This window comes from Anaerozeibacter quisquiliarum (genome assembly GCF_051162045.1).
Lineage (GTDB): Bacteria > Bacillota > Clostridia > Christensenellales > Aristaeellaceae > Anaerozeibacter > Anaerozeibacter quisquiliarum.
In genome coordinates this window covers 1-13,523 of record NZ_JBISDI010000058.1, presented here as the reverse complement: position 1 = coordinate 13,523, position 13,523 = coordinate 1, and the positions used below count along the sequence as shown (strand labels likewise).

Annotated in this window: 10 protein-coding genes; 5 read left to right on the top strand and 5 right to left on the bottom strand. The window is 54.9% G+C overall.

The annotated features are described in order from the left end of the window. Positions 1-224: hypothetical protein (locus tag ACH6CV_RS17370; RefSeq protein WP_456359483.1), on the top strand; the 224-nt coding region annotated here is incomplete at its 5' end. Between the two features lie 157 nt (positions 225-381). Here ACH6CV_RS17370 and ACH6CV_RS17365 read toward each other — a convergent pair. Beyond that, complete coding sequence (locus tag ACH6CV_RS17365) at positions 382-2,142, bottom strand: lipocalin-like domain-containing protein (protein WP_456359482.1); 1,761 nt, start codon at positions 2,140-2,142, stop codon at positions 382-384. Between the two features lie 709 nt (positions 2,143-2,851). Here ACH6CV_RS17365 and ACH6CV_RS17360 point away from each other — a divergent pair. The 3 genes from ACH6CV_RS17360 to ACH6CV_RS17350 all read left to right on the top strand — a co-directional run bounded on the left by ACH6CV_RS17360 (position 2,852) and on the right by ACH6CV_RS17350 (position 7,425). After that, positions 2,852-3,580: a LytR/AlgR family response regulator transcription factor gene (locus ACH6CV_RS17360; RefSeq protein ID WP_456359481.1), complete on the top strand. Its 729-nt coding sequence runs from the start codon at positions 2,852-2,854 to the stop codon at positions 3,578-3,580. A 2-nt stretch (positions 3,581-3,582) separates the two neighbouring features. Beyond that, positions 3,583-4,839: a sensor histidine kinase gene (locus ACH6CV_RS17355; protein WP_456359480.1), complete on the top strand. Its 1,257-nt coding sequence runs from the start codon at positions 3,583-3,585 to the stop codon at positions 4,837-4,839. Positions 4,840-5,418: 579 nt separating this feature from the next. Continuing rightward, the gene (locus tag ACH6CV_RS17350; RefSeq protein WP_456359479.1) at positions 5,419-7,425 is read left to right on the top strand and encodes a metallophosphoesterase; all 2,007 of its coding nucleotides are present in this window, start codon (positions 5,419-5,421) and stop codon (positions 7,423-7,425) included. On the opposite strand, the gene ACH6CV_RS17345 is transcribed toward ACH6CV_RS17350, so the two are convergent. From ACH6CV_RS17345 to ACH6CV_RS17330, 4 genes are all read right to left on the bottom strand, one after another. Next, positions 7,422-7,619 (bottom strand): hypothetical protein, encoded by a 198-nt coding sequence (locus ACH6CV_RS17345; RefSeq protein ID WP_456359478.1) that lies wholly within the window; start codon positions 7,617-7,619, stop codon positions 7,422-7,424. The genes ACH6CV_RS17350 and ACH6CV_RS17345 overlap by 4 nt on opposite strands. Before the next feature lie 521 nt (positions 7,620-8,140). Beyond that, positions 8,141-8,758 (bottom strand): Ig-like domain-containing protein, encoded by a 618-nt coding sequence (locus ACH6CV_RS17340; RefSeq protein ID WP_456359477.1) that lies wholly within the window; start codon positions 8,756-8,758, stop codon positions 8,141-8,143. Between the two features lie 23 nt (positions 8,759-8,781). Then, positions 8,782-10,590 (bottom strand): hypothetical protein, encoded by a 1,809-nt coding sequence (locus ACH6CV_RS17335; protein ID WP_456359476.1) that lies wholly within the window; start codon positions 10,588-10,590, stop codon positions 8,782-8,784. Continuing rightward, positions 10,505-12,697 carry an efflux RND transporter permease subunit gene (locus ACH6CV_RS17330; protein WP_456359475.1) on the bottom strand — a complete coding sequence of 731 codons (2,193 nt, stop codon included), beginning with the start codon at positions 12,695-12,697 and terminating at the stop codon, positions 10,505-10,507. The genes ACH6CV_RS17335 and ACH6CV_RS17330 overlap by 86 nt, the downstream gene beginning before the upstream one ends. A gap of 166 nt (positions 12,698-12,863) precedes the next feature. Here ACH6CV_RS17330 and ACH6CV_RS17325 point away from each other — a divergent pair, with 166 nt between their 5' ends. Continuing rightward, the gene (locus tag ACH6CV_RS17325) at positions 12,864-13,451 is read left to right on the top strand and encodes a TetR-like C-terminal domain-containing protein (RefSeq protein WP_456359474.1); all 588 of its coding nucleotides are present in this window, start codon (positions 12,864-12,866) and stop codon (positions 13,449-13,451) included. The last annotated feature ends 72 nt before the right edge of the window (positions 13,452-13,523 follow it).

Sequence of the window (13,523 nt, the reverse complement as noted above, 5' to 3'; positions counted from 1 at the left end):
ATGGGGACGCCCGCGACACCGAACCGCTTTACCGCCATGCCGATCCGCGGCACTCGGAAGCGCAGGCGGATTGCTACGCGCAGTATATCCGCTCCAAGGCCGAATGGGAATTCGTGAAGGTGTATACCGATGAAGGCATGCCTTATGGGCAAAACGCCAAGGCCCGTGAACATCCGATTTTCTCGGTGTTCGCGGGCTTTTGGTGTTCTGGCTTTGTCGTCTAAAAGTGCGCCGACGATAATGGCCTAAGCAAATTACTCCGCCGGTATAATCCTCAAACTGTTGATGGTTCAACGCAAAGCATCAACACGGTGCGGATTGGGTTTTTACGTAAAGCCCGGCCGACACTTTGTCGAACACAATGGGAAGGCGGCGGGCAGGCTATAACCCTTTCGCCTCCGCCAGTATCCGATTGAGTTCCTTCTTATGGAGGACGGCGTACAACCAGCTGCATACTTTCATGGGCAGAGAGACTTTGGGCTGATCGAGGTACTTCAAGGTGTCCGTATTAACAGGCAACCCTGCCAGGGAGAGCACAATTTCACTCGTATCGGCGTAATCGGTATGCTCCGCGAAACCCCTCCCCAACTCCTTCCCATTTTCGTCGAACACCACGGTTCCGCCTTCGGAGTATTGGAGCCCTGTTGCGAAAAAACCAGTCTGTTCGCTATCGACGAGGGGTCTACCCCAGAAACGCTTGAGTGCGTCAGGCAGTTCGCCCTCAACCTCGAACGAGTACCGTTTGGGATACCAATAGCCGGTAGGCGGATACAAGGCCGGATTGGGAGACGACGTGCTCTTCATCCATTCGTCCACTTTCATGATTCCCTTTACATCGATGCTTCGGTTGTCAGGATCGATATATTTCCCAATGAACGGTGTCGTCATGAGACCGAGAGGAGTCTCTCCTTTCTGGCGGTAGAAGGCCTTGTTCTCTATCGTATGGAGAGCGGAAATCGTCAAGGCAACCTCGCGTTCCAATCCGATCCTCTCATCGACAGGAAACTGGAACATGAACCAATCCCACCCGCCCGGAGTAGGCTGAGTGATGTTCTGCACAGCCCGCATCACCGCATGCCGAGGCGCGCCCTTAGGCATGAAGCCCGTGCCCCATTGATGATCGTACCACATGGAGCCGCCGGCAAGGTCTATTTTCCTACCGCCGATGCGCAGGGAACTCGGTGTATCGGCTGCGATTCCCAGCGAAGATGCAGAATAGTACAATGTTCCGACTCCGTCCACGCTCGGCCAGCTTCCGTTTTCACCTTGCAGGAAATATCCCTTCAGATCCTTGAGAGAAATGTCTATCTCAATCTCGCCGCCAGATTCCTTTCCCAGGTCGCAACCCCGCGCCTGAAGCCTAAGCGGAAACATGGATCCGGAGGCATCGGTTGATCTGATCGAATTGCGGCCTACCGAATAGGTGTACGGCACTGGACTGAAATCGATGAGCCCTGTCGTCCCGGCAACGATCACCGTATTTGCGCAGTAGTGGATTCCAGAGGATTCGTCGCCTATCGCAAAGTGGATCTCGACAGCTTGGTTTTCGATCTCGCTCAAACCCCTCTCGGCAGCGAAAGCGGGCGGCAGAAGTGCATATTGCCAGAACATAAGCTGGACGCCGTAGTTCCTGCCTGAGGTATCGACGAGATTACCGACGAAAAAATGCCAGCCAACCTGGTTGCTCCATTGGGGGGCATCGGTTGCGGGAAAGGAGAATTGAGGGTCGGCGGGAACAGGCTCGTATCCGATCACAGATTCCGGGCCAAGATAGTGTACGCGCGAATAAAACTGCGAGGGCGAAAGGCTTTGCGAATGTTCAAGAAGGAAGCGGTATCTATCCTTTCTGGATGGAACGAAAGAAAGCGGCCGCTTCATCATTCCTTCCAGGCGTTCCCTGAAGCGTTGGGCGAACGCAGCGTTGCTGTTTTTCTCGCTTTTGATTTTCAACAGCAAAGTCTCAGGAATGGCTTTCTCATCGTATTGCGTCAGCCACAGTGCTTGTGCAATATTCCTCTTTGTTGATTCATCCAGCGCAATGCCAAGACCCGACACGACAGCGCTGTCCTGCGCCCCTGCCTGTCTATAAGGCTGATTCGAAAGACCGGACATGGCCATGAGTACCGCACGAAGGTATTTCATGTGTTCTCCTCCTTAAACATCATCCGCAAATACTTGAATGGGGTTCTTTTCTGCGATGATACCACACTTCTATGCACTCGGAGTTTCAGACTTGAGAACACAATTTCATTGATATTTTTGTTTGCAAAAACCCGCCGTTTTAGTTTACCGGTTACACCGAATTACAGCACGTTCTCGCCATCCTTTAACACGAACACGCTCCGCTTTCCCCCGAAACCGTTTTTATCAAGGTGAAGATGCTTCACCGGCGGCGGCTCAGAAGCCCCCTTTTTATCAGTTTAAAAAACGCCCCGCTTGTCACTGCATGCGATAAATCAGCCGTCGGACGCCTCGTAAAACGGCACCCACTTGTTGGCATTGTACATAATCATATTTGGCTTGTCAACCCCAAATTCGACAGAAATAATAAGGAATTGTAGCCTATCCACGCTTCCTGTTCTTGAATCACCGCGGACATTCGTATATAATAAATCTAAATCATGTCATTTTGTGCCTAAAGGGAGACGGAGCGGTTGAGCGATATCGGCGGCCATATCCCGGCGCGGGCAGCGTCGTACAAATGGGGCGTCTCGGAGCGGCGGGCCCATCAATGCCGCCAACCAGGACGCATCCCCGGCGCAAACTGCTTCGGGCGCTCGCGGGCAATCCCTGCCGACGCAACAAAGCCAACCGACCCCGGCAAGAAAACCGCTTCAGAGAGGCAGCCGATATGTTGAGAATAGCCATTTGCGACGATATTGGCGCCGAGCTTCGGCGTATCGCCGCGCTTACCCATGAATATCTGACCGAGCGCAACGTAAGTGCCGACATTCGGGCGTTTACCCATCCAGACGCGCTATTGACGGCCTGTGAGGCCGAACCCTTTCACATATTCTTGCTCGACATGGTCATGCCAATGATTAGCGGACTTGAGCTTGGGCGAAGCATACGCCGCGTCAGCACCGACGCGCAGATTATCTATATCACCACAGAGCCCGGCTTTGCGCTGGACGCATATTCGGTCAATCCCCTGCACTATCTGCTAAAGCCCGTGGATAAGCGAACGCTGTTTGCCGCCCTGGAACTGGCGGCGGAAAAAGTGAGGTTTGGCGAGGAAACCGTCGTCACGGTCAAGACGCGGGATGGCCTGCGCACGCTCTGCGCCGATGTTGTCGTCTGCTGCGAATATGTGCGCCATACCGTGCTCTACACGCTTGTAAGCGGCGAGCGGGTCGAGACTTTAACCATCTCCGGCAGCTTTGCGGAGCACGTTGCGCCGCTGCTGCGTGACCGGCGGTTTATCCAGCCTCACGCCGCCTTTATCGTCAACATGAGTTGCGTGGATCGGCTCTCTAAGGAGGGCTTCGCCATGAAAGGCGGCGCCTTTGTGCCGGTTTCGGGCAAGCAGTTTACCGCGGTGCGTAACGCCTATATGAGCTATCGCCTGGGGGAGGGCTGAGGATGCGGCTGTACGACATCCTTCGCTCCATCGTCACGAACGCCATGCTTGCGGAGCTGCTGTTTACGCTGGCACGTCCAAAATACCGTCCGCAGACGCTGTGGGTGGCATTGGCGGCGATCGTGTCGTTGGATCTGGCGCTGAACGTCTTTTTCTATCTGCGCAACGACTATACGACGCTGGGAAAGCTGGACATCCTGTTTTTCATCCTGGTCGGCGTCGCCGTGAAGCCGCTCTTTCGGGAAACACTCATGCAGTGGCTGTTCAACTGCCTCACGGCCATGAACGTCTATGCCATCACGGTCATTTTAAGCTACTACCTCTGCGGGCTGTTTCCGTATCCGCATTACGCCATTACTGTGTTGCGCTTTCTCCTGTTCGCCGCCGCAATATTGCTGTTTCGCAAGCGTCTGAGTCCTCTCTATCGTCAGGCGGCAGAGCACTGGAGCGTCTACCTTTTTGTTGCGGCCAGTCTCTTTTTAAACTTTGCATGGTACTTCATGGCAAGCGACGATGTGGTGCGGACGCTGACAGAGGATATCGTCCCGCTCCTGCTGCTTGTTTTGCTGACGATGCTCGTTTATCTCGCAATCTTTCTTTCCCTCAGAAAAACCTTGCGCGAGGCGGCGTTGCGGGAAGAAAACCTGAAAATGCAGTCCGACCGGGAACTTACCCGTCAGCGTCTTTCACTGATGGACGAGACCGTTCGGCAGATGAGCATCGTGCAGCATGACCGCCGCCACTTCAACAACACGCTGCTTTCCCTGCTGCGGCAGGGCGAAGCGGACAGGGCAGCCGACCTCATCCGGCGGCAGAGCGAGGCGCTGCCCCAAAAGCCGCAGAACTACTGCCAGAACGTATCGGTGAACGCCGCCGTATCCTATTATGCCGAGCTTGCGCGGCAACGGGGCGTTCGCTGCGAGCTGCGGCTGGACATTCCAGAAAAGCTCGACATAGACGAGCTTTCGCTGGCGATGACTGTATCAAACCTTATGGAAAACGCCATTACCGCCCTCTCCGCCCTGCCTGCGGAGCAGCGCACGTTGCGTTTTACCGCCGTGAACGCGGGACAACTCATTTTCGAGCTGAGCAACCCCTATGACGGCGAGGTGGCGTTGGACGAAAACGGCTTGCCCATATCTCACGAGGAGGGTCACGGCAAGGGCACCCAAAGCGTGGCCGACTTTGTGAAGAAATGCGGCGGCGAGCTGGCGTGTGAGATTTCGGGCGGCATATTCAAGGTTCGGCTGATGGTGTGAGAACCGATGTAAACGCGCTTGTCAAGCGTCATTTTTCCAGAATCTGACAACATTAAGTAGAAAACCGCGCTTTTTAAGCAAGAAACAGACGCCCCCTTCTTTTTATGCTATCCTCTATGCAGGAAAGCAACGAAGAGAGGGGGTGTTTTTATGAGCGGAACGGATAGACGGCGAGAAGATCAGGCGATGTCCGCCCCCAATTCCGGCGGCAACGTCTGGCCAAGGCAGAGCTGTCCCGCTTTTACGCCACGCAGCGGCGCGGCAGAGCAGACCTGTTGGTACTGCGTCTACGCGGACTTCCATCTGGATAAACCCCGCGCGCTGGATGTGGGCGTATGCTACTGGCCGAAGCAGCTGCAGGTAGAAAAAGCGAGGAATGGGCTATGAAAAGGAGACTTTAGGCATTGCCCTGACACGGCGCGTAGCGCTGGCGCCGCTGCCCGCCGTGGCATGAGAGGCGGCGGCGGCAGACAATGAAAATGTGGCATGCATTCGCGAAGGCATCCCCTTTACCGGCATGGAGCTTGAGTGGCTCCGTGCCGACCATCCAGTCGACAATATGAATGGGAGGAAATGAACATGAAAACGAGGATCCTTTCTTTATTGCTGGCGTTCAGCATGGTGATCTCTCTGGCACTGTTCACCACCGAATACCCGGCGAAAGCCGAAGCGCCGAAGGGCGCCGCGGCCTTGTGGGAAGCCGGCGGCACAAGGGACAAGATCGTCGTCATAAGCGACATCCACCTCGGCATCGATGACCGCTATACCGAGACGCTGAAAAACCGTCCGCTGCTCATTGAGTTTTTGCGGCGCCTGCAAAGCACTACGGATGTGCGAGAACTGGTAATCGCCGGCGATTTTCTGGACGAGTGGTTTTTGCCCGTCTATTATCCCAGCTACACGGATCAAGGCCAGTTTTACAAGGACGTGATCGCCACCAATCAGGCCGTAATCGACGAGTTGAACAACGTGATCGACAGCGGGATAAAGCTGGTTTACGTGATCGGGAACCATGATATGACGCTGGAGGCCGACGTTTTGCAGGAAGCGATCCCCAACATCGTTCAGGCCAGGGATGCCGAAGGACTCGGCGCTTATTATACGGGCGACCGAAACGAAGTCGTTATCGAGCACGGCCATCGCTACGATGTGTTTTCCGCGCCGGACACGGTCTCCAATGCTGAGCTGTGCGGCAATGACGATACCATTTTGCCCGCGGGGTATTTTTACGCCCGCTATGCCGCCACGTGGGTGCTGGAGGGTCGTCCGAAGGTTGCGAAGGATCTGCCGGTGGTAACGAGCGTGCCGGATAAGACCGATACGGATCAGTACGGCGCTTATATCTATTACTCGCTTCTCAAGGACATCTCCGCGCGGATGACGCCCAACGAGGGCCTTGACGAGAAGATATTCGATATGCACATCGCCGGATTTGACGATGCGTATACGTACCTGGATTTCTATCCGGCTCAGCAGGAGGACGGAACGATTTCCGCGCCGGTGCTGTTTAAGAATGTTCAACGCACATGGGCCGAGCGTCAGGCCCTCAACAATATCAAGGTTCCCAACAGCTTCATTGAGGCGGTAGCCGGAACCTTGGACTGGGAATACTATTTCAGGCAAGCAAAGGCGCAGTATCTGGATAACCCGGACGAAAGCGTGGACGTGGTCGTGTTCGGCCATACCCATGTGCCCATGTGTCAGGGCGCGGGCGAAGGGAAATACTACATCAACTCCGGAACTTGGATCGATCACAATACGGATCGTCTGGACGCCACCCGCACGTTTGCGGTCATCACCACCGGCGATAAGGATACGGCCGCGCTGTACAGTTTTATGGAGGACGGCTCGCTGAGCGACATCAGCTCAAGCGCCGGCAAGGCCGAAGGCGAAAATGCCGCAACCGGCGAAACCGCTCCGGCGGCAAATGCTTTGGACCATGTGACGTTTGCGGAAAAAGCCGTTGAAAACTACGGCGACGACGTCACGCAGGCGCGTTATATCGAAGTGAGCGGGCTGGCGGACGAGAGCGTACAGGCGAAGCTTAACGAAGGATTGAAAGCCTTCTGCCTCTGGCCGACGCTTGCTGCCCAGAGCGATACCACATACGATATTGCGCCTGTTTTTGAAGTTGTTGCCGGGGATTTGCTGAGCATAAGGACCTACAATACCGCCTATACTGCGGGAGCGGCCTACCCCGTCAATTCCGTACGGGCACAGCTTTTCAGCTTGACGACGGGCGATCTGTATGCGGGGGATCTGTGGGGTTTCATAAAGGACAAGGACGCGTTCAAGCAACTGGTGGTTGATGGCAAATTCGGTCTGACACTCGTAGGGGTTGAAGGTGAAATCCCCGAAGAACTCAAAGCGGCGGCGTATAAAAAACTTGCGGAGAGCATGGATGCCCCCGAATTTGCAACGCAGTTTTACTTTAACGACGGAGGCAGTCTGGATGTATGGTGTGAGGGCGAAAACCACGCGACAGGGGACTATTGGTTGTTTGATATCCCTGTCGTAGATTTAGAAGGTCTCGCAACCGACCGACTGCTCCCCATGATTGAAACTCTGAAGAGTCTTGGCCATTAAAATCCCAAGATGCAAATGGCAACATCCACGTTCACCCGCAGGCCATCGCAGGAATGCTTGCAAGGGCATTTCGGGCCTTTGGCGAGGCAGGGGCAGCCATCGACATGGATGCCCTGGACAGCGGCGCAGCGCAGGCCGTAGCGCTCGCGCACGAGGTCGGCCACCTTGAAACCGGAACCCTGCGAAACGCGCATACCCGGCACGTCCCAATCGGCAAGGATGAGCACAAGCCCTTGCCTGGTCGGTAAGCAGTTCCTGCCCAAACTCGCCAAGGAGGCGACAAAAAAGCTGCGGAGTCTGCAATCGACGCCGCAGCTTTGCGTGAGCGTATACACGGGATTGAGCAGCAGTCGGCGCGGCTGGCGGGCGCGATCATGGGGATGGTTATCCACCTATTGACGGTGAGTAAGCGGCTCACCTTGCTTTCTTCGGAAACGCCCTAAGCTATGAAGAAGTCTGCGCCAAATATCCAGAGAATCTAGGTAAGCGCCGATTAAAGCACGCGTGCGGTGGCGCGCTGAATTTTCGTCAGATTGCGCTTGCAGAATCTGAAGGCGTAGCGGCGCTACGTCGAGGGTTTTGCAGGCGCAAGATGGCGCAAAGGCAGCCGCCACCGCGCGTGGGATTTGATCGGCGGTTACCTAGTCAGTTAAAGGCAGGCTCAAAAACTGAGAGGACTGCCGTACGGTGGCAGCCCCAAAACCGTCTTTGTGCGTCACGTAACGCACACGACGCACTGGGCGGTAAGCCCTCCCGCCGTCGTTGCAGTGACGATGGTTTCGCCCTTGGTTATCGCCTTAACCTTACCCCTGGCATTAACTGTCACGATAGATTCGTCGGCGCTTGACCACGTCACCGCTTTGTCAATCGCTTTTTTCGGCTTGACCTTTGCATCGAGGTCAAAGCGGCCTCCGACCTTGAGGGTAATTTTTTTCTTGTTAAGCTTTATGCTCTTCGCTTTGACGCCCTCTTCCACGCCGGGTATGACCTGCGGAGCGAGCGTCAGCTCCGGCGCGGGCGAGGTGGTCGGAGTGGGCGTTGCCTCCGGGGCGGGCGTTGCCTCCGGGCCGGGCGTTGCCTCCGGGCCGGGCGTTGCCTCCGGGCCGGGCGTTGCCTCCGGGCCGGGCGTTGCTTCCGGGTCGGGCGTTGCTTCCGGGTCGGGCGTTGCCTCCGGGTCGGACGTTGCCTCCGGGTCGGACGTCATGTCGGCGCCGGGCATATAGCCCATGTCTATGAGCGCTTCGCGAACCTTCACGTCCTCGTCACAGCCGCCAAGAGTAAGGCTCACAAGCAGCAGCATGCACAATGCCAGAATAGACTTTCGTGATTTCATGGTCTGTCCCCCCATACGGCCAATTAAGCTCGGCTAGGCAAAAGCGCCATGAGTTTATCCCAGAACGAAGTCGGCTCCTCGTCGTCCGCCTGCGCCGAAACGTCCGGTTCGTCCGGCACTTCGATGGCCTGCGTCTTCATGACGAACTGTACGAGCGAAACGTTGTTGCGCTCATCGACGAACGAGATAGGCTCGAAATCGTCGCTCGAGAATTTCGACAGGGCGTCGTCAACTTCCTCGTCCACTCGCTCGTCGAGATCCCCGGTTTCGCGTCGCAGCTCGTCTGTGCCTCCGGCAAGTTTACCCGCGCCACTCTTGAGCTTTTTTGTGCCGCTTTCCAGCGACTTTATGCCCTCGTGAAGCTGGGCGTAGCTGGATTTTAGCTTGTCTATGGCGGCGTCGAGTTTTTGAACGCCTTCGTCGAACTGCGCGTACTGTTTCGCCGCCGATTCGGCGTCATAGCCCGACAGAGAATTCGCGAATCTGTTTACAGGCCCGGTATAATCGCCCAGTCCCGAGGCGAGCTGCGCCGCGCCCTCGCTGAGCTTTGAGATACCCGAAGCTACGGACTGTACGGACGCGTCGAACTCGGCGTATTGCGAATCGAGCCTGTTCAGCACATCTGACAGCCCCTGCATAGTCCCTATGACGGTTTCGAGCGCCTTTAACTCATCGGATAGGTATTTACGAACGTCAGCGTTCTGTTTACCCTTGGAGAGAAGCTTGTTAAGCGTGGATATCTCGCCGGAGCAGCCGCCCGCCGTCTTTGCCAGCGCCGAAATCGCTCCTCCGATCTCGCCGGAGGCTTGTTTAAGCACATTCACGCACGACTCCATCTCACTTAGCGAGCTGCTTAGCGTATTCGCACTCGACGTTAGCTTTTCGCCCGCTTGCTTGAGCTGTCCAGAGGCATTCTTGAGCGACATAATGCCGCTGGAGAGCTTGTTGAGCTGCGTTACGACTTCACCAGAGCTCGACGCGAGCTGACCTGAGCCGCTCTTGATCTGATCGATTCCTGAAATGACACTCGAGGAACCTTCGTACAGGGTTCCGGCGCCGCTCTTGAGCTTTTTCGCCGCGCTGTTGATCTTACCAGCACCGCTGTCGATATCCTTTATGCCGTCTTGCAGTTCGCCCACCTTCTCCTTGACCTCGGTCGTGTCCACCTCGTCCTTAACGTCTATATTGAGCGGTACGGCGTTTATCGATACGGCGGTCATCTCAAAGTCGGTCGCGTCGGCCGTTATCGTGAACGTCTTTTCGAGGCCGGGCAAGACCGTATACGTCAACAGGCGGTTTTTGCCTGAATTCGCTATGGTCGCGCCCTCGGCCTCTATCTGCCTATATCTTTCCCCGTCGAGCGTCACCGACATCGACAGCGCGTAATTATCGAAAAATTCCGAGTCCCCGCTTTCGCTTTTGCGTATGGTGATCGTTATCTCCACTCGCCCGTCGCGCCCCGCAAGCTCGTCGGGCGATACAGCCTCGCCGTCGAGCCTGTAGGATATCGAAAAATCCCACGGTATTGTTCTCGAAAACGTCTCGCCCTGATAGAAGAACGTTCCTGCCGGAATGTCTGCGGTTACGGTATCAGGCCCGACAACGAGCTCGCTCAAATCGGTAAGGTTCGTCACCCTACGGTACACGCCGTAGTCGGTCACGGTTTCGGCATGGTCGGCCTCGAAGCGGTTGACCACATATATATTTTTAACCCGACCGCCCGCGCTCAGATTGACGTAAACGATCTCACTCTTCTGCACGGCTGTCGCGCTCGCCGGAATCGTCAGCACAAGCGATAAAATCGCGATATTCCTTATCCAGAGCTTTTTCATCGGGGTCATCCTTTCCGTGCTTATTTCCGCTGGGGCGAATCCTCTTGTCGGTATAAAACTTCGCGCCTATCGTTGTTATGCGTATGAGCGGCTCAAACAGCATAAGCAGCGCCGGAAGCGCGATAACAACTATGCTCGCCGAAATCACCGCGCCGCGTCCAACGAGGAAACCAAGCTGGCGTATTATATCAACGCTCGACATTGCCCCCAGCATACATCCGCCCACTGTTAGTATGCTGGCGGAGGTCAGTATCGACGTGGACGTGTCGTAGATCGTCTTTTCGGCGGCCTCGATCCTGCGCGCGCTTCGTCGGTTATCCATGTATTGGTTGGTGAACAGTATCGCGTAGTCAACCGTCGCCCCAAGCTGCACGGCGTTTATTATAAGGGTCGATATGTAGTAGATGCGCTCGCTCGTAAAGTAAGGAACGGCGAGGTTTACGTACACCGACGCCTTTATCGCCGAGAGCAGAATAAACGGCAGCGACAGCGATTTGAAGTTGAACAGTAGTACAATGCCGATGGCCGCCATCGACGCCGTATTGACTCTTACATCGTCCAACAGCACTACGTCGCGCATGTCGTAGATGTTCGAGGTTCCGCCGGTCAGGTAATTTTCGCCCGGATAGAATTCTTCACCTATAGCCCTTAATTCCTCCACAAGCCGAAAAGCGCGATCGCTCTCAATCTCGATGTTCGATGAGATTATCATTCGGCTATAGTTATCGCTCATCAGCTGCGTCAGGTTCTCGCGCCCCACAAAATCTATGGGTAGGGTCGTGTCCGCCTTCGTCGCGTAAGCGATAATCGATGATATCTCGGGAATCTCGTTGAGTCTGTCTATCATAATCTGCTCGCGCGCAGGCTGACCCGTAGGAACTATGAGCACCATCTGATTGGACTTCTCGTACAACTCGTCTATGCGGTTCTGATCCTGAACCACGCGAATCTGGGGATCGACAAGCATTTGCTTCATGCCGTATACAAACGAATTATTCTGGTTGGCCAGCATAGAGGGCGCTATGACGAACGCGACGAGTAAAAACAGCACGGGAACGCATATGCGGGCGTCTACCCTGGAAAAACTTCTAAACTTGGGAAGAATCGGCTTGTGATGCTGCTTGTCTATGACACGGGTAGAATATATCGTGAGAATCGGCAGCAAAAACAGCACACAAACGAGGCTTAGCACTATTCCCTTGGCAAGAACCAGTCCCATGTCGAAGCCGATCCTAAACTGCATAATGGTAAGCGCGAGGAAGCCGAAAACCGTAGTAAGGGAGCTTGAGATTATCGACGAGAAAGCCTTGTTCATGGCCTCGACCATAGCCTCCTCGTTACCCATTCCCTTGGCTTTGAGCTCCTCGAAGCTGTCCAGCAGGAAAATCGCGTAGTCCATGGACGTCGCAAGCTGCAATATGGCCGAGCAAGTCGAGGTTATAAACGAAACCTCTCCGAAAATAATATCGCTGCCCTTTCCCAGTATTATAGCCACGCCTATTGTTACAAGAAACAGCACAGGCACTATGTACGACGTGGTGGACAAAAACAGTATGACCAATATAATAGGCACGATGATCGCGAGCATCTTTGCGATTTCCCGCTTACCTCGGCTCTGCGAATCGTCTGTTTGCACACTATCGCCTGACATGCAGTTGTCCTCGCCTATGATCTCGCGTATCGCCTTGAGCGCCTCGTGCGCGCTGTCCGTGTCAACATAGGCGGTTATGAGCGCGTTTGCGTCCTTGTACCAGGCGTCTACCGTGTCGGTGTCCATCATCTCTATGGGTGTGGTCACGTCGAGCGAGTCGTCGAGCCACGTAACGTCGCTCACGCCCGGCACGTCGGCTATGCGCGACTTGACGGAAAGCGCCTCGGAGATAGAAACGTTTTCGAGCAATACCCTAAGGTTCGCCGGCTCCGAATTAAACTCCTCCTGCATAAGGCGAAGTCCGACCGTGGACGGAGCGTCCTCGGGCAGGTAGTCGGACATATTATAGTTTACCTCAACGCGCAGGTAGCAGAACACCGAAACGACGCTGAGCGCCAGAAAGAGCGCTAGTACGGTCTTTCTGTGGTTAAGTATCCATTTTGAGATACTTCGCAAATAAACGCCCCCGTCCTATTAATATACTATAGTTGATTTTTAGCCTAATGTAGATTATAATAAAAATGTTGGAGCGACACAACCGTCAATAAAGACGATTGAGGCGATTACTCAACGATTGTGTGGATATGGTTGATTATCTCATTTGGATAAAGGAGACTTAACAATGGAGGGTAAGCAGGACCGCAGGATTCGTAAAACAAGAACACTGTTGCGCAAGGGACTTGCGGAGCTTATGTGCAAGAAGCGTGTACAGGATATTACAGTACGCGAGATAGCGGAATTGTGCGACATAAACCGGAGTACGTTTTACCTGCATTACAAGGACGTTTTCGACATGGTTGAGCAGATTGAGAACGAACTGCTCGGCGAGTTTCAGGAAATAATGGAGTGCTGTACGCCGGAGCAGATAGAGAACAACCCGCGCGCGCCGCTAACAAAGCTGTTTTCCTTTCTGCACGACAACGCGGACATTACGCAGGCGTTTATAGGCCCCAACGGAGACTTGGCGTTCGTCAACCTCCTTAAAAACGAAGTGAGCGAGCGCTGCGTGAACATATGGCGCGACCGCCAAATGGCGCGCAACACAGAGCATCTTCCATACTACGCCGCTTACGTCGTTTCCGGCTGCGTGGGCCTTCTTGAGGCGTGGTTCAAGGGCGGACTCGCCGAATCCGCCGAGGAAATAGCAGTGTTCGCCGAGGACGCGATATGCTCGACGATAGGGGTGCAGCCGAGAAAGGCAGCGCCTTAAACGTGGCTTGCGGGCGGGGCGATGCCGCATCTGCTTGCCCAAACCTACTCATGATGATCAATCCCGAAATTG

Bases quoted from the DNA above. Each gene is read 5' to 3' on its own strand.
- ACH6CV_RS17355 (WP_456359480.1), top strand. From the start codon at position 3,583: ATGCGGCTGTACGACATCCTTCGCTCCATCGTCACGAACGCCATGCTT.
- ACH6CV_RS17340 (WP_456359477.1), bottom strand. From the start codon at position 8,758: ATGAAATCACGAAAGTCTATTCTGGCATTGTGCATGCTGCTGCTTGTG.
- ACH6CV_RS17365 (WP_456359482.1), bottom strand. From the start codon at position 2,142: ATGAAATACCTTCGTGCGGTACTCATGGCCATGTCCGGTCTTTCGAAT.
- ACH6CV_RS17350 (WP_456359479.1), top strand. From the start codon at position 5,419: ATGAAAACGAGGATCCTTTCTTTATTGCTGGCGTTCAGCATGGTGATC.
- ACH6CV_RS17335 (WP_456359476.1), bottom strand. From the start codon at position 10,590: ATGAAAAAGCTCTGGATAAGGAATATCGCGATTTTATCGCTTGTGCTG.
- ACH6CV_RS17345 (WP_456359478.1), bottom strand. From the start codon at position 7,619: ATGCGCGTTTCGCAGGGTTCCGGTTTCAAGGTGGCCGACCTCGTGCGC.
- ACH6CV_RS17325 (WP_456359474.1), top strand. From the start codon at position 12,864: ATGGAGGGTAAGCAGGACCGCAGGATTCGTAAAACAAGAACACTGTTG.
- ACH6CV_RS17360 (WP_456359481.1), top strand. From the start codon at position 2,852: ATGTTGAGAATAGCCATTTGCGACGATATTGGCGCCGAGCTTCGGCGT.